Origin of the sequence: Lewinella sp. W8 (assembly GCF_004375085.3) — a bacterium.
GTDB lineage: Bacteria > Bacteroidota > Bacteroidia > Chitinophagales > Saprospiraceae > Neolewinella.
Window position 1 is genome coordinate 336343 of record NZ_SNAQ03000003.1, and the last position, 20609, is coordinate 356951.

The 20609-nt window shown below is 55.4% G+C and carries 14 protein-coding genes; 8 read left to right on the forward strand and 6 right to left on the reverse strand.

Going from position 1 to position 20609, the window contains the following annotated elements:
* Nucleotides 1-4 precede the first annotated feature (4 nt).
* A complete protein-coding gene (locus tag E1J53_RS05610) occupies nt 5-697 on the reverse strand; it encodes an NUDIX domain-containing protein (protein WP_134271963.1) in 693 nt (230 codons plus the stop codon).
* 149 nt (nt 698-846) lie between these two features.
* Between E1J53_RS05610 and E1J53_RS05615 the strand changes: the two genes are divergently transcribed.
* Both E1J53_RS05615 and E1J53_RS05620 read left to right on the forward strand, forming a co-directional pair.
* Entirely contained in the window at nt 847-2403 is a 1557-nt protein-coding gene (locus E1J53_RS05615) for an alpha-N-arabinofuranosidase (RefSeq protein WP_134271964.1), read from the forward strand.
* A 103-nt stretch (nt 2404-2506) separates the two neighbouring features.
* Nucleotides 2507-4405 (forward strand): glycoside hydrolase family 127 protein, encoded by a 1899-nt coding sequence (locus E1J53_RS05620; RefSeq protein WP_216650012.1) that lies wholly within the window; start codon nt 2507-2509, stop codon nt 4403-4405.
* Between the two features lie 17 nt (nt 4406-4422).
* On the opposite strand, the gene E1J53_RS05625 is transcribed toward E1J53_RS05620, so the two are convergent.
* Together E1J53_RS05625 and E1J53_RS05630 are read right to left on the reverse strand one after the other, a co-directional pair.
* Nucleotides 4423-5154 (reverse strand): LytTR family DNA-binding domain-containing protein, encoded by a 732-nt coding sequence (locus tag E1J53_RS05625; RefSeq protein WP_134271966.1) that lies wholly within the window; start codon nt 5152-5154, stop codon nt 4423-4425.
* A complete protein-coding gene (locus tag E1J53_RS05630; RefSeq protein WP_134271967.1) occupies nt 5151-6257 on the reverse strand; it encodes a sensor histidine kinase in 1107 nt (368 codons plus the stop codon). The genes E1J53_RS05625 and E1J53_RS05630 overlap by 4 nt, the downstream gene beginning before the upstream one ends.
* A 213-nt stretch (nt 6258-6470) precedes the next feature.
* On the opposite strand from E1J53_RS05630, the gene E1J53_RS05635 reads away from it, so the two are divergent.
* From E1J53_RS05635 to E1J53_RS05650, 4 genes are all read left to right on the forward strand, one after another.
* Entirely contained in the window at nt 6471-9074 is a 2604-nt protein-coding gene (locus tag E1J53_RS05635) for a TonB-dependent receptor (RefSeq protein ID WP_173021376.1), read from the forward strand.
* Nucleotides 9075-9138: 64 nt separating this feature from the next.
* The gene (locus E1J53_RS05640) at nt 9139-9657 is read left to right on the forward strand and encodes a PepSY domain-containing protein (RefSeq protein ID WP_134271969.1); all 519 of its coding nucleotides are present in this window, start codon (nt 9139-9141) and stop codon (nt 9655-9657) included.
* Nucleotides 9658-9767: 110 nt separating this feature from the next.
* Nucleotides 9768-10745, forward strand: a complete 978-nt coding sequence (locus tag E1J53_RS05645) for an alpha/beta hydrolase (protein ID WP_134271970.1) — start codon at nt 9768-9770, stop codon at nt 10743-10745.
* Between the two features lie 27 nt (nt 10746-10772).
* Nucleotides 10773-14234: a ThuA domain-containing protein gene (locus E1J53_RS05650; RefSeq protein WP_134271971.1), complete on the forward strand. Its 3462-nt coding sequence runs from the start codon at nt 10773-10775 to the stop codon at nt 14232-14234.
* Nucleotides 14235-14327: 93 nt separating this feature from the next.
* Here E1J53_RS05650 and E1J53_RS05655 read toward each other — a convergent pair whose 3' ends face one another.
* A complete protein-coding gene (locus tag E1J53_RS05655) occupies nt 14328-14540 on the reverse strand; it encodes a hypothetical protein (RefSeq protein WP_134271972.1) in 213 nt (70 codons plus the stop codon).
* Between the two features lie 68 nt (nt 14541-14608).
* Entirely contained in the window at nt 14609-15808 is a 1200-nt protein-coding gene (locus E1J53_RS05660) for an acetylxylan esterase (protein ID WP_134271973.1), read from the reverse strand.
* 256 nt (nt 15809-16064) lie between these two features.
* Here E1J53_RS05660 and E1J53_RS05665 point away from each other — a divergent pair, with 256 nt between their 5' ends.
* A complete protein-coding gene (locus E1J53_RS05665; protein WP_134271974.1) occupies nt 16065-16919 on the forward strand; it encodes a hypothetical protein in 855 nt (284 codons plus the stop codon).
* Nucleotides 16920-17297: 378 nt separating this feature from the next.
* On the opposite strand, the gene E1J53_RS05670 is transcribed toward E1J53_RS05665, so the two are convergent.
* Nucleotides 17298-19016: a sensor histidine kinase gene (locus E1J53_RS05670; RefSeq protein ID WP_173021377.1), complete on the reverse strand. Its 1719-nt coding sequence runs from the start codon at nt 19014-19016 to the stop codon at nt 17298-17300.
* Nucleotides 19017-19219: 203 nt separating this feature from the next.
* On the opposite strand from E1J53_RS05670, the gene E1J53_RS05675 reads away from it, so the two are divergent.
* On the forward strand, nt 19220-20566 hold the full coding sequence (locus E1J53_RS05675) for a PD40 domain-containing protein (RefSeq protein ID WP_173021378.1): 1347 nt from the start codon (nt 19220-19222) through the stop codon (nt 20564-20566).
* The last annotated feature ends 43 nt before the right edge of the window (nt 20567-20609 follow it).

The window sequence follows — 20609 nt, forward strand, 5'->3', positions numbered from 1 at the left end:
TCGCTTAAGGTTTCAATAAAAAAGGAATCCCGTTGCGTCGGGCGTCGGCGTATTGGTCCGGAAGGAACTGGTAGTACCAGGCGCCACGCCGGGATTCGGAAAAGTCTTTTTCGTCGGTTTGTTCCAGATAGTCCATTTTGCGTAGTCGGCGACGGAAATTCCCGGCGTCAATCGGCTGATCGAAAATGGCCTCATACAATCGTTGGAGCTGGGTCAGGGTAAACTTTTCTGGGAGCAACTCAAAGCCAACCGGTTCGTGGGTGGCCCGGTACCGGAGTGCCGCCAGGGCAGCATCGACCATCTCCTGGTGGTCAAAAATCAGGGGGGGAAGTTCCGTGAGGGGTGTCCAGCGCGCCGCGTATCGTTCGGAGAGTTGGGCCGTCGCCCGTTTCTGGTTTACCAGGGCATAGTATCCGACGGATATAGTGCGTTCCACACTATCGCGTCCTACCTTACCGAAGGTATGGAATTGCTCCAGGTATACATCCTGCAGACCGGTCAGGTCCTTTACCACCCGCTGGGCACCGGCGTCGAGGTTTTCTGCCCGCCGCAAAAAACCACCCATCAGGGACCATTCCCCCCGGTGGGGTTCAAAGTCGCGCCGAATCAACAGTAGATTCAACTGATCCTCCTGAAAGCCGAAAATGATACAATCAACGGCAAGGAGGAGACGGTCCTGGGCGGGATAGTTTTGCATAAGTGCGATAAAAGTAATTTATAATTGTCATTTTGACAAATAACTTTATATTTGTTACGGTAACCCGCAAATGTTTCGTTTCCGTAACCTAAGTTTTGGAACCGGGACAAGGTAGAACATCATTATTGCTTTGGCCTTAAAATCGTATCATGCAACTACGCTTCTCAAAAATTCTTACGCTCCTCTCCCTCCTCTTTACCACCGCCGTAGTGAGCGGACAGGCGGTAGAAATCAAGGTGGCCCCCGAGGAGGACGCTCCCGTCATCAGTCGCCATATCTACGGGCATTTTGCCGAACACCTCGGGCGGTGCATCTACGGTGGCTTTTACGTTGGGGAGGACAGCGAAATCCCCAACACCAACGGGGTGCGTAATGATATCGTGGAGGCCCTGCGGGCACTAAAAATTCCTAACCTCCGCTGGCCCGGAGGGTGTTTTGCGGATACCTACCACTGGAAAGATGGGATCGGTCCGAAAGAAGACCGACCGTCGATTCTTAACGTCTGGTGGGGTAACGTAAAGGAAGACAACAGCTTCGGCACCCATGACTTCCTGAATATGTGTGAACTGCTCGACACCGAGCCCTATCTCTCGGCAAATGTCGGTAGCGGAACGCCCCAGGAATTAGCCGACTGGATCAAGTACACGACTCACCCCGCCGGGACCAGCCCCATGCCCGACCTGCGGGCCGAAAACGGACGGGAAGAACCCTGGAAAGTAAAATACTGGGGAGTAGGTAACGAAGCCTGGGGCTGTGGCGGAAACATGCGCCCGGAATATTACGCTGACGTGTACCGGCGGTTCGCCACTTTCATGACCAACTGGAACAATGATGATGGTATTTACCGGATCGCCTCGGGCGCCAGTGGTAACGACTACAAGTGGACGGAGGTATTGATGAAGAATATTCCCAAAAGCCTCATCGAAGCCATCGCCTTGCACCACTACTCGGTGATCGACTGGAGTGCTAAGGGATCCGCCAAGGATTTTACCGATGATCAGTACTTCCTTACCATGAAGGAGGCGCTCAAAATGGAGGAACTCATCACCCGCCACGTGGCGATCATGGACAAGTACGACCCGGATAAGAAGGTTGACTTGCTGGTGGACGAATGGGGTGGCTGGTACGACGTGGAGCCAGGGACTAATCCGGGCTTCCTTTACCAACAGAACACCATGCGCGACGCCATCCTGGCCAGCGCTTCGCTGAATATTTTCAACAATCATGCGGACCGGGTAAAGATGGCCAACATTGCTCAGGCCGTCAACGTGCTGCAGGCGGTTATCCTCACCGAAGAGGAAAAGTTGGTACTTACGCCTACCTACCACGTTTTCAGGATGTTCAACGTGCATCAGGACGCCAAGCTGATTCCCCTTTCCTTTATCTCTCCTTTATGGGTGCATAAAGGAGAAGCTCTGCCCGCCATCTCGGCTTCAGCCTCGGAGGATGCGGCGGGAAAGGTGCACTTTTCACTGGTCAACATCGATGATGAGCGTACTCACCAACTTGAGTTGGACGTCGCCGGGATGAACCTGAAAACCGTAAGCGGAGAAATCCTGACGGCCGACAAAATTCAGCAGTACAACACCTTTGAGGCTCCGGATCGCGTGCAGCCCAAAGCGTACACCGGGGCAAGTCTGCGGAACGGTAAGCTGCGATTAAGTCTTCCGCCCGCTTCGGTGTTGGTGTTGGAGGCCACTAAATAAATATCCAGGAATCATGAAGCAGATTTTTTCAAGACTTCACCCAGTCGTTGGAATCTTGTTAATAAGCATCACTTTTTCCTGTACATCCGGTGAGCCTGCCGAAATGGACTCCGGACCAGTCAGTCAGTATGCGAGCTACCCTATCGAGCCGGTTGACATCCGAAACGTCCGGATGGAGGATGACTTCTGGTTGCCCATCATCGAAAGAGTACAGGAGAAAACCATCGAGTACGCCATCGCCAAGTGTGAAGAGGAGGGGCGAATGGAAAACTTTCTGATTGCCGGTGGTCAAATGGAGGGAGAAGTTCGGGGGGAAATGCCCTTTGATGATACCGATCTGTACAAGATCATCGAAGGGGCCTCCAATTCCCTCATCAGCGCTCCGAATGACGAACTTGAATCCCTCGTTGACAGTCTGATTTCCATCATTGCCGTAGGGCAGGAGGCCAACGGCTACCTGACGACCTGGCGTACGATTGATCCGGCCAAACCACCGGCTCCCTGGGTGGAAGTCAGGGAGGGTAGAGTCTGGGAGTCACTGGCCGCAAGTCATGAGTTGTACAATGCCGGTCATCTCTACGAAGCAGCGTATACCCACCATCTGGCTACCGGTAAACGAAACTTTCTGGACATCGCCCTGAAAAACGCCGACCTGATGGTGGCTACTTTCGGAAATGGCGAGGGTAAAATCAGCGCCGTCCCCGGCCACCAGATCATTGAAACCGGCCTTCTCAAACTTTACGAGTTGACCCAGCGGGAGGAATACCTGCAATTGGCCCGGTACTTTTTGGACCATCGCGGAAAGCCCAAACACCACGACTTATTTGGCCCCTATTCTCAGGATCATCTTCCGGTGGTCAATCAGCGGGAAGTTACCGGCCATGCGGTCCGGGCGGTGTATATGTACGCCGCGATGACGGACATTGGTGTCCTCATGCAGGACGAAGCCTACCAACGGGCCGTTCGTGCGCTGTGGGAAAACATGGTGCACAAAAAGCTGTACATCACCGGAGGAATCGGTGCCCGACATGAAGGAGAGTCCTTTGGGGAGAATTACGAGCTGCCCAACCTGACGGCCTACAGCGAAACGTGTGCGGCGATTGGAAGCGTGTACTGGAATCATCGACTCCATCGGCAAAACGGCGACGTCGATTACCTGGACGTGCTGGAACGAACGCTTTACAACGGGCTCATTTCCGGCTTATCCCTGGACGGAACAAAATTCTTTTATCCCAACGCACTCGAATCCGACGGAAAATATACCTTCAATCGGGGAGCTTGTACCCGGCAAGGTTGGTTTGACTGCTCCTGCTGTCCGACCAATCTCATCCGCTTCATACCCGCCATTCCCGGTCTGTTGTACGCCAAGCGTGCGGACTCGGTGTACGTAAACCTGTATGCGGCCAGTACCAGTGACCTGACGGTCTCCGGCCAAAGCATCACGCTTACCCAGCGAACGGGCTACCCTTATGATGGCCGGGTTGATTTAACCGTGAGCGTAGAGCAACAGCAATCGTTTTCCCTCAAATTAAGGATTCCCTCCTGGGCGCGAAACCAGCCGGTGCCGGGACCGCTCTATTCCTACGTGGACTCCCTGGCCCCTACCCCATCCCTACTGCTGAATGGTCGTCCCCTGGACGCGCCGGTTGAGGGAGGCTACTGGATCGTGAGTCGGCAATGGGCGGATGGAGATCAACTTACGCTGGACTTCCCGATGCCCGTCAGGATGGTAACCGCCGACGCCCGTGTTGAGGAAAACCGGGGGAAATTCAGCCTGGAGCGTGGACCGTTGGTGTACGCCATCGAGGAGATGGACAATGCCCAAATTGACCGGGTAACGATTGAGCCCAATACGGCATTAACTTCCCGGCACCGGACGGATATCCTGGAAGGCGTACAGGTCATTGAAGGCGATCAAATTACCGCGATTCCCTACTACCTCTGGTCCAATCGGGGGATCGGTAAAATGAAGGTTTGGATTCCCGGGACCGCATCCAAATGACCAACATTAACCTTAGGTTACTTTAGTTCCCGGCCCTCGACGAAGGCCTTTACCCCACCCCGGTACGTATCGCTGACGGGGATGAGCTGGCCGGCCACCAAAATATCGTCGCGTTGGACCTCCTCAATCCAGTCCACGCCAACGATGTAAGAGTGGTGAACCCGGAGGAAATCAGTATCCGAAAGGACTTCCACCAGGTGCTTCAGACTTTGCAGTGTGGTTACTTTCCGATCCGGCGTGTGAATGCGGACGTAATCCTTCATGCCCTCGATGTACTGAATGTCGGCAAAGTTTATGCGGACCGATTTGGTGCCGTCCTTTACAAATAAGTATTCGACGGGAGTTTCGGCGGGGGCCGCAGGTGCCATGGTTGTCGGACCGGCAGTGTTTCCGCTTAAGCGCGTTTCAATCTTTTCCACGGACTGCAGGAAGCGCTCGTAGGTAATCGGTTTGAGCAGGTAATCGGCAACGTCGAGGGCATAGCCTTCGATGGCGTATTCGGAGTAGGCCGTGGTCAAAACCACCAGTGGCCGTCGGGGCATGATCTTCAGCAGGCCGATGCCCGTGATTTCCGGCATCTGGATGTCGAGAAACAACAGGTCGGGCTGGTTTTCTTTCAGGTAGGTGAGGGCTTCGAGGGGATGGCTGATGGTGGCCATGAGTTCAAGCCCGGGAGTAGTCTCTACGTAGTGGGTGAGCAATTTGCGAGCCAGTGGCTCGTCTTCAACGATGACGCAACGGATGGTCATGTGAGCTCAAGTTGGAGGTGAACGGCGTATTCGTCGTCGGTTTCCCGGACGGTAAGCTGATGGCGATCGGGGTAACTCAATTCCAGGCGCCGACGGACGTTGACGAGGCCAATACCCGACTTTTCGGTTACTGTCTTCTCGGATTCCCCCACCCTGCTGTTTTTGACGGTATAACTCAGCTGACTACCGGAGAGCCGCAACGCCACGGTGATCCATCCCTTTCCGTTACCGATGCCGTGCTTGAAGGCATTTTCCAGGAAGGTAATCAGAATGAGGGGGACGATGCGGACGTTACTGTTCCTGGCTCCTCCCGGGTTCACGGCACCTGCGCTTGCGCCCCCTTCAGATACCTTAGCCGATTGCATGTCCACTTCAAAGGCAATCGGCACCTCGTCTTCCAGCCGCATCCTTTCCAACTCAATGTAGCTTTCCATGTATTCGATCTCCCGCGACAGACTGACCGTGGGGTGGTTGCTGTCGTGCAGCATATAGCGCATCATACCGGATAGCTTGGCAATCACTTCCGGTGTTTTTTGTGACTGCTTGACCGCCAGGTAGTAGAGGTTATTGAGCGTATTGAAGAGGAAGTGGGGGTTCACCTGGGCCCGCAAGAATCGCAGTTCTGAGGTCAGTTGCTGATTCTCATTCTCCTTGCGTTCCGCTTCGTGGCGGAAGTAGTCTTCCACGAAGCGCAGCAGGCCCACAAAAATGACGATAAACAGGGACGTCAGAATAACGCTTACGGCGAAGCGTGGGGAGTACAACCAGGAACTCAGTCGGGAATTGGTCTCGGCGTAGGGGGACAACAGCCAGCGTTTGCCCAACAAGATCAGGTAGCTTAGCACGCTGAAGACGGGTAAGAACCGCAGCAGGTAGCGACCCAGCGCCTGGTCGCGCAGAAGTTGGGGAAGGAAAAAGAAGTAGTTCAGATAGCTGAGGGCCAGCAGAGAGACGATGTGGAAACTAACGTCCGGTACAATCCGACTCCAGTCCGGCTCGTCCCTCCGGCCAAAACTGATCTGATAAAAGAAAAAGGAAGCGTACACCAGCCAGAAGGCTACGTGCAGCAATGGTTTCCGATTCCTGGTGAAGAAGGAGGACATAGAATGCAAAAATAGTGGATGTGCCCCCTAAAATCGGTCAATTCGACCATCCCCCCCGATTGCTCTACGATTCGGCACTTAGCGGGTACGGTTCCCGCGAAGCCCCCCCAAAAGCATAAAACCCGGATTGTCGATCATTCTACCCCAACGGTAGAAGTATTCCATACTATATGGAGGAGGGCCCGTGCTTTGTGTCATCAAAATTTTCTAACCATGACCATACGGTTCCTACTCACCACCCTGTTTATTTTCCCGCTGATCTTCCTTCAGGCCCAACCTTCTGCCCCGGAAAATTTAGCCATTCCGGATGTAAAGGGCACCATTACCGGTGTCGTCGTTGACGCCAACGACGGTACTCCCGTCGGATACGCTACCGTTAGCCTCTATGCCGGTGAAGACATCGTAAACGGTACGATCACCGAGGATGATGGGAAATTTGAAATTTCCGGCGTGGACAACGGCACCTACCGGATCGACATCTCCTTCATCGGCTACGAAACGATCACGCTGACCGAAGTAGAAGTGAAGGGAAAAAAGACGGATCTGGGCACCATCCAGCTGGGAACGGCAGCCGCATTGCTGGAAGAGGTTACCGTAACCGGACAGCGCGCGCTGATCGAAGAAAAGGTTGACCGTCTGGTCTACAACGCGGAGCAGGATCAGCTGAGCCGCGGCGGCGATGCCGCCGACGTACTGCGCCGGGTGCCCCTGCTGCAGGTGGACCTGGAGGGCAACGTTTCGCTGCGGGGAAGTTCCAACATCCAGGTCCTGATCAACAACAAGCCTTCCACCATTGTGGCCGGTAGCGTGGCCGATGCCATGAAGATGATTCCGGCCGACCAGATCAAGTCGGTGGAGGTGATCACCAGTCCGTCGGCGAAGTATGACGCCGAAGGTGCGGGAGGCATCATCAACATCATCACCAAAAAGAACAGTCTGCAGGGTTACTTCCTCAACGTGGATACGGGAGCTGGCATCCGGGGTTCTAACCTCGGTCTGCAGGGCAGCTACCGCAGCGGTAAATTCGGGATGACCCTGGGCGGTTTTGGCCGGGCCTTCTACAACGAAGCCGAAACCAAGCTGACGCAGGAATTCGTCAACAGCAGTACCGTTCAATTTGGCGACGCCGACGACAACGGCATTTTCGGCCGCTTTAACCTGGGCCTCGATTATGACATCTCGGAAAATCAGTTCCTTTCTGGTGGCGTCCGTTACGGCGTGCGCAACTTCTCCCGTGAGCAACTGCAAACCACTGACGTCCTGATCAACGACGAACTGGCGTCCACCTTCCTGCGCAACATCGACGCCGACCGTGCCTCGGGCACCTACGATTTTAACCTTGATTACCTGAAGCGGTTTGCGCCCGGTCACGAGTTTAGTATCTCTACGCTGTACAGCACGACCAGCGAAAACTCGGACTTCATTTCGGCTGACCTCGACGACAACAACGCCATCGAGCGCCAGCTCGAAAACATCAACGACAACAACAACCGGGAGTTTACCGTCCAGGCGGACTACATCCTCCCGCTGGGCGAAACCCAGATCATTGAGGTGGGGGCCAAGGGAATCATGCGGATGGTAAACAGTGACTTCAGCTACCTGAGTGCGGAAGGAAACGGTGACTTTGTGCTCGACCCCACCCGACCTGCGGGTATCCTGGACTACGACCAGAACATTGCGGCGGCCTACGCTGCCTACACCCTGCAGCTTCCCGGAGAAGTGACGGTAAAGGCTGGCCTGCGCTTTGAGCAGACGATGCTGGAAGCCAGTCAGAACGGCGAGGCGATCAATCTAGAGAACTACAATAACCTCGTGCCCAGCGTGAATATGTCCAAGCGACTCAGCGACCGGACCACGGTCAAACTAGGCTACAGCCAGCGTCTGCAGCGTCCCTGGTTACGGCAGCTGAACCCCAACGTAAACCTACAGAATAGCCAGAGTATTGAGGTAGGTAACCCACTGTTGCTGCCCGAGCTGACGGACAACCTGGAGCTGGGACTCAGCACCTCCCTGGGTAAGACGTACCTGAACGTTTCCTTCTTCGGCCGCAACTCCAACAACGCCATCAACCAGGTCCGCTACCCGGTCGATAGCCTGGACGGTACCCTGCTGACCACCTACGCCAACATCGGTAAGGAGCAGGCCATTGGTACCAATATTTTCCTGAACGTATACCTCACCAAGAACTGGACCATCAACGGTGGCATCGATCTTGACTACGCCTTCCTGGAGGGGCAGGTCATCAACTCCGAAGGGGTGTCCGTGGCGGCCAGCAACTCCGGTCTGAACTACGGTGGTCGATTGATGAGCACCCTCAAACTAAACAACGGCTGGTCTGGCCAGGCCTTCACCTTCATGCGGGGGCGCCGTCAGCAGTTGCAGGGCTTCCGGGGTGGATTCGGGATGTACGCCCTGGGGATCAACAAGGAATTCAACGATGGAAAGGGCTCCATCGGGCTGGCGGCCGAAAACTTCCTGGCCCGCGGCTGGACCTTGCGTTCCGAGCTACAGACGGCTTCCTTTTCCCAGATTCGCGAAGACGTACTGCTGAACCGCAACATCAAGATTACCTTCGGTTATAAATTTGGTGACCTGGACGCCAGTAGAACCCGGAAAAAAACGCGTGGCGTCAGCAACGATGACCTCATGGGAGGTGGCGATGAAAACGGCGGTGGCCAGGGCGCGGCTCCCGCTCCTCAGCAGTCACGTCGTCAAATCCGGAGATCCAACAACGCGGCCAAAAAGGCGGAAGGATCAACGCCAAAGAAGGATAAAGAAACGGACGAAGAAAAAGAGAAATCAGAGGAAAAGAATTAGGGAGATATTCTCAATCTTGTGACCTCATTGTATTCGTAACCACCCATCAAAACAACGCATTTTAATGGCTAAATCAACCGCAAAGGGCGCACTTCAAGTCCGCATTATTCACCGATACCTGGGTTTTTTCCTGGCCGGAATCATGGCCATCTATGCCCTGAGTGGCATCGTCCTGATCTTTCGCAGCACCGACTTTCTAAAGGTCGAAGAGAAAGTGTCGCAACAACTGGCGACCAACCTGAATGCGGAAGCACTGGGACAACAACTTCGCATCCGTGGATTGCGCGTAGAGCGGACCGTGGGTGAGATGCTCTACTTCAAAGACGGTAGCTATAACCAGGCTACCGGCGAGGCTGAATACGTCAAAAAGGAACTGCCCCTCGTGCTGGACAAGCTCACGCATCTGCACAAAGCAACGACCAACGACCCCTTGTTTTTCCTGAATATCTTCTTTGGCCTCTCGCTGCTCTTCTTCGTCATTTCGGCGTTCTGGATGTACTTGCCGGGAGGACCAATTCTGCGAAAAGGCCTGTGGTTTACCCTGGGAGGGGTCGTACTGGTCTTAATCATGTTGTTCGTTTAGCATAAATCTAATAGCTTCATTTACCAGATTCGGGGTCGTTACTGGAAGCTCATCGCTTTTGGTAACGACCACTCTGGTAAACTACGACCCCATTTATACCCTCCAGAACCATGGTGAGACCCTCCGGGAAACTACAGCAACCTGATCGTTCAGCACACGATTTTCTATTGGCGCAGGACGTAATCTGGGCCTCTCCCCGGGGTTTTGACCTTACGATGGACATTTATACCCCGCAAACGGCAAAGACCGCCTACCCCGTCATCATCATTTATCACGGCGGGGGCTGGTTGATCAACGACAAGGGGATCATGGAGGATGCCGCAGCCTATTTGGCCAGTCACGGAGAATACGTGATCTGTAACGTTAACTACCGATTACTTGGTGACCTCAACAACACCGTGACGATGGACGAAATCATCGGTGATGCTTTTGGGGCTGCCTTATGGGTAATGGATAACATCGCCGAATACGGAGGGGATCCCCATCAGCTGATTGTCACCGGAGACAGTGCGGGCGGTCACCTGGCGACCCTGGTCGCCACCGAAGGGCACCGCACCGGTGACCAGCAATTTGAGGCGCCACATTTTGGCTTTCGGCCCTCCTATATTCCATCAAGCGACTGGGAGGGAAAGCAACTCTCCGTGAAGGCAGCGCTCATCAGCTACGGAGCCTTTGATCTGTATGCCGCGGCAAAAACCGACTTTGAAGGTCCCGAAAATGACCTTTGGGCGCGGGGAGAAACCGTGCCACGGGGCATTTTTGGTAACCATCGGAATCCGGAGACGGATGCGGAATACTATTATGCCGTTTCTCCTCTGTATCTTGTTGCGCCGGCAAGTGCCGTGACCTACCCTCCCATGCTCTTCACCGTAGGAGCCAGGGATAATATCACGACCCCGGCATCCATCCAAAAATATATTGAAAAACTTCAGCAAGCCGGGCACCGTGATCTCACCTATTGGGTGCATGATGACCGGCCACATGCTTTCCTGGATTCCGGGAGTAATGACCTCCTGGAAACGGAGTTTAACAAAGATGCCGTTCCGGCATTGGAGTATATGCTCGACTTTCTTGAGCACCTCTTCTAACCATTGCGAACCCCACATTGATTGATCATGAAGAAGTACATATTTTCCACTTTATCATTATTGCTGCTCCTCCTGCTGGTAGCCTGCGAGAGCGGCGCTCCGGCCGAACCGGGAGGACTACTCGTATTCAGCAAAACGGCGGGGTTCCGCCACCAGTCCATTGAGGCCGGGCAGGCAGCCCTGAAAAAAATGGCGGAGGAAAAAGGATTTACGGTTGAATTCACCGAGGATGCCGGCGAATTCACCAACGCCAACCTGCGCAACTACGCTGCGGTGCTGTTCCTCAACACCACCGGCGACGTGCTGAACGGTAAGCAGCAGGGCGCCTTCGAACGCTTTATTCAGGCCGGCGGCGGGTACGTTGGGGTGCATTCCGCCACGGATACGGAGTATGACTGGCCGTGGTACGGCCAGTTGGCCGGTGCTTATTTCCTGGACCATCCCTCCCAACCGAGTAACGTGCAAAAGGGTACCTTCCACGTGCTGGAACGGGACCACTGGGCCACCCAGGGAATGCCCGATACCTTCTCCCGCACGGATGAGTTCTACAGTTTCCAGAACATCTCGGATCACATCAATCCCCTGCTGGAAATTGATGAGACCACCTACATCGGTGGCAGTAATCCCGATTTCCACCCCATGAGCTGGTACCACGAATTTGACGGTGGTCGCTCCTTTTACACTGCCATGGGCCATACGGACGAAACCTTTTCCGAAGAGCTTTTCCTGAACCACCTTTACGCGGGCATTAACTACGCAATGGGGGGCGATGATCCGCAACCGCTGGATTACGAAAAGGCCCGTCCCGAGGAAAACCGCTTCACTAAGGTAGTCCTGGCGGAGAAGCTCGACGAGCCCATCGAACTGACCTTGCTCGACGAAAACCGCATCCTCTTTATCCAGCGCAAGGGTGAAGTCATGCTCTACAATGAGGAAACGGAAGAGCTGAGTGAAATTGCCAAACTGGAAGTCAGCAATTACTACGTGGACAAGGAAGGCAAGGAATCCATGGGCGAAGATGGCCTCATCGGGATGAACAAGGACCCCAACTTCGCCGAAAATCAGTGGATTTACCTGTTTTACTCCCCCACCGATAAATCCGTGAACCGTCTGTCGCGCTTCACCATGAACGGAGATGAATTGCCGTTGGACTCGGAAGTTGTGATGTTGGAAGTCCCCGTGCAGCGGGAACAGTGCTGCCATACCGGTGGCTCCATCGCCTGGGATGCCGACGGTAATCTCTACGTCTCCACCGGAGACAACACCAACCCCCACGCAAGTAACGGCTACAGCCCCAGCGATGAGCGCCCCGGCCGTGGGCCCTGGGACGCGCAGAAGTCTTCCGCCAACACCAATGACCTGCGGGGAAAAATCCTGCGCATCAAGCCGGAAGCCGACGGAACGTACTCCATTCCGGAAGGGAACCTCTTCCCCGAAGGAACGCCCAACACCCGTCCGGAAATCTATACCATGGGGCACCGTAACCCCTACCGGATCAGCGTGGATCAGCATACCGGTTACGTATACTGGGGCGACGTAGGCCCCGATGCCCGTGATGACGATCCTACCCGCGGAGCCCGCGGACACGACGAGGTCGGACAGGCCAGAGGACCCGGTAACTTCGGTTGGCCCCACTTCATTGGTGACAATAAGGCTTACCACAAGTACGACTTTGCCAAAGAAGAGTCACTGCAGCCCTGGGATGCCGCTGCTCCCACCAATACCTCTCCAAATAACACCGGACTGGAGACACTCCCCCCTGCGCAACCTGCCTTCATCTGGTACCCTTACGCCAGTTCGGAGGAGTTCCCGCTGATGGGCAACGGTGCCCGTAACGCCATGGCCGGACCGGTGTACTACCAGGAGGATTTCGCGGATGCAGAACGCGCTTTCCCCGCCTACTACGACGGTAAATTATTTGCCTACGAATGGATGCGCGGTTTCATCTACACCGTAAAAATGGACGAGGAGGGCAACTACGTTTCCATGGATCACTTTATGCCCACTTACCGGTTCAGCAACCCCATGGATATGGTCTTCAGCGACGAGGGAGACCTCTATCTGCTGGAATATGGTTCGGGTTGGTTCTCGCAGAATGATGACGCCCGGCTGGTCCGCATCGAATATAATGGCGGCAACCGTCCCCCCGTTATTCAGATGGTCGCCAGCACCATGGGTGGGGCTGCACCACTCCAGGTTAGTCTTGACGCCGAGGGTACTGAAGACGCCGATGGCGACGCTCTGGAGTATTCCTGGTCCGCTGCTTCGGACAATGGCTTCAACGAAACCTATTCCGGGCAAGTGGCCGATTTCACGCTGGAGGAACCGGGCATTTACCAGGTGGTCCTTACGGTTGACGACGGTAACGGCGGCACCGCCAAACAGACTCTGGAACTGGTCGTGGGTAACGAGCCCCCGGTGGTGGAACTTGATCTCAGTGGCAACCGCTCTTTCTTCACCCCCGGCCAGCCCATCCAGTATGCGGTTAACGTCAACGACGCCGAGGACGGAAGTCTGGGTGAAGGCATTCCCGAACGCCGGGTCGCCTTCAGTGTGGACTATCTCGCGGAGGGCTTTGATAAAGTAGCCGTAGAGATGGGACACCGTGGCGCGGACGCAGGTGCCATGTTGAGCCGCGGAGAAGCATTGATGGGAGAAAGCGACTGCCAATCCTGTCACAAAGTGGCCGGAGAATCCATTGGTCCCAGCTACCTGAAGATCGGACAGCGCTACGCCGAAGACGACAATGCCCTCGAATACCTGACCGGTAAAATTATTTCCGGTGGTGGTGGCGTCTGGGGCGAAAATGCCATGGCCGCTCACCCCGATCTGGCCACGGACGAAGCAGCGGACATGGTCCGCTACATCATGGGGCTGGCCAAAGCCGAGAAAGAAAAATTACCTTTGAAGGGAGAATACCTCGCGGCCCTGCCCGAAGGGGACCCCGGAAAGGGTGTCTTCATTCTGCGCGCAGCCTACCAGGATAATGGTTCCGACGACCTTCCATCCCTCAGCAGCGAGCGGACCCTCGTCCTACGCAATGCTTTCCTCGATCCGCATGGGTTTGATGACTTCCACGAGGTGCAAAAGCTGTCGTTTGGCGGCAGAAATCTGGCCCTCCCCGGAGCCGCGGGAGCCTACATGGCCCTCAAAGACATCAGCCTCAACGGGGTTTCCGGAATCACCCTGATGGCCTCCGCCCCTAAACCAATGGTCAATGCGGTCGGCGGATCGGTCGAGCTGCGCCTGGGAGGTCCGGATGGAGAATTGCTAGGAACGTCCAACGTGCTTGAACCCACCGAGGGCATGCCCGGCCCCAATAGCCCACCGTCGGTGCTGCAGGTTCCGGTAGAATTGCCCGCAGGCTTCGATGCGACCAAATCTCATGATGTATACCTGGTCTTCAAACCCACGGGAGGCGGAGACGGTACCATCATGATCATTATGGGAGTGCAGGTACAACTAACTGGAGGAATGCCCACCAAGTAAAATTGCCCACGTCCCGAACCTTCGAGCGGCAAGCAGGAAATCCTGCTTGCCGCTTCTTGTTTTAGACTATTTACTCCCCCAAAAATTGAAAATTTACCGCCGCAAATATCCCTTGAATCCGGAACGCTTCTCCAGGGGAACGGGCTCACTGTCGTCCCGTAAGATGGCGTAAGCCTGCCAGAGTACCAGCCCAGAAATTACCAGGGCCGTAAGTCCGATCATGGTGGGAGAGGGAAACAATCCCGTAAGTACGAGCAACAAGATGGCCAGGAATAAAATGACGGCAGAAGCGGATTGAAGTCTCATCGGATATTTTTGCAGCCTAACGGGAAAGAAGCCCGATTGTTGGCCCGCAATTTCCTGGATTGTCCCTCTTATCGCTTCAACAGGGCCAAAAATGCCCGGTAATCACTTTCCTGCAAGTCGTGCGGCCCTCGTCGCATATGGTACCCCACCAATCCGCTACCGTAGGCGTAACCATCCTGCGGGGCTGGCATGGATTCGGGAAGGTTACTTCCCGGCGCAAAGGAACGGTAGGCAGGCAATGCTTCCCGGAGTCCCAGGAACTCTCCTTCCGGGTCCGCCCAGGCGTCTTCGGTGGCCGAGGCGATAAGGACTTTGCGCGGGGCAAGACTGGCCAGGAGCCAGTCCTGATCGTAGGGAATCAGGTGGTCCCGATGGGCCCACCCGTGGAATTTATCCCGGAACCAGTGGGGGAACCGACTGGTGATGTCGCCAATGGTTTCCCCTTGCGCACGGCGAAAGAGCGCCGCTCCACCACAGCCAGAATTATTGACGTGCACGGCCCGAATTCGATCATCGGTGGCTGCCGCCCAAAGTACTGCCTTCCCGAGTCGGCTATGACCGGTGGCCACCAGGTGCCCGACCCGAAAGAAGCTTTGTCGCTCGGCGTAGTCGGCAAGCCAGTGGTATCCCCTGGCCCAAATGGCGATGGCCCCGGTTTCGGCGGGAGGCAGTCCATAGAAACTTTCCATGATCGGCCGGGCGGCCGCATCGTCATCGGGGAGGATATCCTGATAACCTGCGGTCACTACCGCATACCCCTCCGCCAGTAAGTACTCCACGGGTAAACGTCCCCGGCGGATACCCCTGCTCTTTTCCGTCGGGCGTAAATTGATAAAACCGCGTTCCTCCGCCCGACTGGTATACACCTCGTGGTCGCTCAGGATAATTTCCGGCGCTTCACTAGTCGCGGCGTTCCCCAAAAAATTCAGGTTTAGCAGCACCGGTACTTTCTGCGTCCCTACCGAGGCCGGATAGTAAAGCAGGAGGAGGAGTTTTCGCTGGTCACCATTTCTCCCTTCCAGGGTTAGAACAATTTGAGCACGGTATCCTTTGCCCCCGAATACCCTGGTGGGGCCTTCAAGGACTTTATCTTCGGTCTTTAACAACTCCTTGTCCGGAAACTCACCGTACACCTCTCGCTCGAAGTGATCAAGAATTTGGGGGCGCAAGTCAGTCCATTCAGCGGTGGATAAATCTGGTACGGAAGGCGGGGCATCCATTCCCTCCTCAAATTTCCAGTTGGCCAGGGTGGGAGTAAAAGTTTGCACGTCGGTATGATCTGAATTTTGGCAGGCGATACACAAACCGCCAAAAAGGATTAGGGGCCAGAATCTGTCCATCGGGAGATGTATTAAGGGGCTTGTCATGCTAGGGACGCTCCCGGGGTTCTATCTACCGTAATGCTGGTACCAAATATCATCCTGGTATCATTTTACCCCCTTGCCTTCAGGACTCACCAAACATCCCCCCACCCTTGTTCCGTTACGATAAAGGATTAGTAACTAAACACAAGTACCTAACTACATGAATTTTAGAGTTTTCCTGTTTTTCCTTTTGGCCATTGGTTTTACGGCCTGCAGCAATTCCGAATCCAGCCCCACCGAAGAAATTATCCAACCCCTACCCGATCGTGCCGGCGAAGTAATCGGCGTTGACGAAGACCTCGTCCCCGAGCACCTCACCCCCGGCTTCTGGAAGGTTCTCAAGGTCCACGGCACCCTTGAACGCTGGCAACAACAGCGCGCGGTTAGCTTTATACTCCGGGATTTCCCCACCGGAGGCAAGAAGAAACTGACGGACCGACACTGGGTGAATCTCGACTCCCGCAAACACCTGATTGAAGGCGATGAGTATCGGGTGGTATTTGATGGCAAAGCTACCCATGCGGTACCTGACCTCAACCAAACCGGATTCCCTCCCCACATGTACCAGGCGGCCAGCTTTTTCATGTTGGGTATGCCCTTTGTGCTGGCCGACGAAAACTTTAGTGTGACCGACGCGGGCATGGCCGAGGTGGATGGCCACGTCTACAAACAATTCAACGTCCGCATACTGGAAAACGTGGGAGATGGGGGAAACGACTATCAATTGTACGTGTATCCCGATACGGAAGTCCTTCGTTTTGCCAGTTGGGACCTTAAATACCCAAGCCTGGAAAATCAGGGCCTGCGGCAAATTGCGGATTTCCCCTCCTGGCAGGAAAAAAATGGTGTGCTGGTTCCCGAGGTCGTACGGCTTTACACCGCTTCAGAAGAAATCACGACCGATACCGAGCCGGATATTTTCTTTTACGACGAAGTAAAATTCTCCACGACCTCCTTTGACGAGGCCCGTTTCCGGGTCCCGGAGAATGCCGTGAAGGATACCTCAACGGAATAATTACCGTCAGAAACAAGAATTTTATTGGCAGGGCTACCCGATTACACTTCGGGTAGCCCTTTCTGTTTTGTTGACTTAAGTAACTGATAAACAGATTCGTAGGACAAATAATCACTGGATATGCACGATATGTCCTGATGTGAATAACCTCCTTGCACGATGTGTCTTTGCCCTTGCCGGATACCTGCGGTGGGGGCGGCACATTGCCCCCGCACTTTTGTGGTGTCCTCAGTAATCAACCCTTGATGAGGTGGACAAACATCAACTCACCAACCACAAAACCCAGCGTATATGTTATCCTTCATCCCTCGTTTAATCCGGATTAAAGACGCCCAAACCCTCGCTGATTATTCGGCCTCCTACGAAAGCTGTTCCGGACTACCCATTCCGGCGGATTATCTGGAGTCTCCCAATAACCGTGTGTGTGGCATTTTCTACCTGCCCACCCTCCGGCGTAAACTTTATGGCATTAGATAGTAAATTATAAACAATTTGCTGAAGCTTTTCGGGGTCATAATCCATTTCCATGGCCGCAACCTCCGAGTAAAAGGTCAGCGTAATTCCCCGGTCTTCCGCCAGGGAGTGGAAGGATTCCGCGAGGTATTTTAGGTAACTGACGATCTCACCGTATACGTACTCGGCCGTGACCTGCTTGGCCTCGAGGCGAGCAAGGCCCAGCAGCTGATTGATGAGGCGCAGCAATTGCTGCGCATTCCGCCGAATTAGTGAGCTTTCTTTGGTTTGCCCCCTGAGCTGGTCCACCATCCCCAGAATGACCGTAAGCGGGGTGCGAAATTCGTGGGTGATGTTCGTGTAGAAGCGACTCTTCATCAGGTCAATTTCCCGGGTCCGCTGCAGTTCGAGGTCATTTTGTCGGCGGCGGTAGCCCATGCCCATCGCGAAGGTGAGCAAGTGAAGGATGACCGCCGCGTGCACCCAGTAGAACTGAAGAAAATTCGTGCCCGGGATGTGCTCCGCCAGGTTGAGTGTGGCGGTAGAATTTCCGGTAACGGTCACGGCCGAAAAGAAAAACTCGGCACCTGCGTTCAGCGCCACCGCAACCGCCGTAATGCAGCCGGCAAGGGCAAAATAGCGGGCCACCGTATCTCCGGAGCGGAAAAGCACCCAACAGACCCAGAGGCCGAAGGCCGCAAAGGGGATGATGAGAACTTTGGCGAGGACCAGGCCCAAACCATCGCCCGTCAGGAATAGGATGAGCCCCAGCAGCGCCAGAACGACCAGATTGCCCGCGATGAAACGCTGGACGATCCGGTCCCAACGCGGATTGAGCCGCCGGAGCTGGACGAAGCTGCGCATAAAAACGAGGGTCAGAATGCCCGTCACGTACTGCAAGAGTTGATAGAGGTGCCAGCCCAGGACCGGGTGATTTTTGAACCATCCCGTTTGCCAGTAGCCGAGGTCACCCAGGGTCAGAGCCGAAATCGAAACCATGTAGAGGCAGTACCAGAGGTAGGAGCTTTCCCGAACGGAGTAGTACAACAACAGATGATACAAAATCAGCACCCAGATCATTCCCTGGAAGAGTCCGCTGAAGAAATGACTGAAGCCCCTTCTGGTATTCATCTCCAGAAAGCCGGGGCTCATCAGCACGAGGGCCCGCGGGGTTGGCTTGTCGATCAATTCCTGGAAAGTGACGATCACTTCCGTCGGAATTCCCCCGCGAATAACGAGGGGAGTATGCGCCGAGTAGCCCTCCTGACGGAGGAAGAAACGGGGCTCCGGTTGCCCTTCAGTATTGGCTTCCGCCACCAGCGTGCCGATTCTGGCGGGTGGGCCACTGCCGGAGACCGTAGCGTCCTGGGCGTAACCAAGAAAGAGCATTGGGCGGAGATCAACGGCACTCTCCAGCGTGAAGCGGATTTCCTCCCGTTCCGCGTACTCCTCGTCAGTCATCCCCAGCGCGGGGAGGAGCGAAAGCGTATCCCGCATCGTCAGGGGTTGTCCGTTTACGGAAAGCTGTACGGCCTCCTGCTCCGGGAGCGTGGGGGCCATGGGCCCCGCACAGGCCGGCAACATCAGCAGGGCCAGGCCAAGTAGCAGCGGCAAGTATTGATCCCGGTAAGTGGACAGTTGCATGGCGAACACCATCAAATGAAGGAGGGAAGGGGAGATTGGTGCCCTGAATGAACGAAGTCCGGAGGGCGAGCTCCGGTTAGATCCGGGGTTTTCATCGTAATTGGGTATTTACCCGGGGCCATTGAGCCGGTATGCGGGCAGGATTCCGGACAACAACGGGCGGACATGCCGCAACAAAGATCGCTGGGTTTTCTTCCTTCCTTATGCGCACCATTACACTATTCTTCCCCCTGCTGATTCTCCTTGGCTGGTCTTCACCGGCAAACGCCCAGTTTACTGCTCCGCCCCTGACGGTACCAGAGGGAGATCCACGGGCAGATACCCTGACGGGCCTGATCGTCCGCGACTACCCCTCCGGACAGCCCGCCCTGCGGAGGCTGGTCAAAGACGGCAAAGCGGAGGGGCAGTGGTTGGAATGGTACCCCGACGGGACCCTGCGCTACCGGGCCGACTGGAAAGACAATATGGGCGAAGGCACCTGGGAATACTTTTATCCCAATGGCCAGTTGCGGTCCGTTGGCGTCTACGAACGGGACATCCCGGTTGGTCTGCACTACAGCTACCACCCAAACGGGCAAATTTCGCGGGAGATTCCCTACCTGAACGGGAAGCTCCACGGCATCGAACGGACCTACGATCCGGACGGCACCCCCCTGACCGCCCAGCGCTTCGTGGACGGTAAGCGGGCCCTTGATCGGCCCGTTCTCTTTGCGCCGGGCGTCATTTCTACCACCACGAACAATGAATACCACCTGAGCTTTACCCCCGACGGTAACACGCTTTACCTCTGCCGCAGAAAAACGGACGGATCACCCCAGAAAATTTACGTGTCTACGCGCGGGGATGCCGGCTGGTCGCCCCCCACGGTAGCCGATTTCTCAACGGGGACCGACGAGGCACCCTCCGTCAGTCCGGATGGCCAGCGCTTGTATTTTGCCTCCACCAGATCGCTGCCCGGAAAAGCCAAGAGCGGTTTATTTGACATGAATCTCTGGGTTATGGACCGGGCGGGAGAAAGCTGGTCTACTCCCCGTCCGCTAACCGGAGTGAATCAGACCATGGAGGCGGGTACCCAGTGGCCGGAGCGCTACGAATCCAATCCCCACGAAGGAAAAGACGGAAACGTTTATTTCTGGACCAAAGGAAAAAATAAGTCTGGGACCAGCATTTATCAGACCCGGCGACTGGCGGACGGTAAGTACGCCACGCCCCGGGAACTACCCTCCCCGCCCAACGGGCCGGGCTACGACCTGGCGGCGGTAATTTCGCCGGACGGCAACCTCATGGTATTCGCCTCCTCGGGGCGCCCGGAAAGCTACGGCGGCGAAGACCTTTACTATTCTTTCCGCACGGCGGAGGGCTGGTCCAAACCCCAGAACTTCGGGCCCGTTGTCAACAGTGGCCGCTACGACGCCAGCCCTTCCTTTTCTCCCGACGGCAAGTACCTCTACTTCGCCAGCGACCGCGGCCCGGAGCGGGACGCCGATGGCGAACCCATCTGGAGTATCTACTACCTGGAGACCCAGTATTTGCCGATCTTGAGGCGGTAGAATTTAGAATTGTATCCGCTACCTTCTAATTATCTTACCCCAA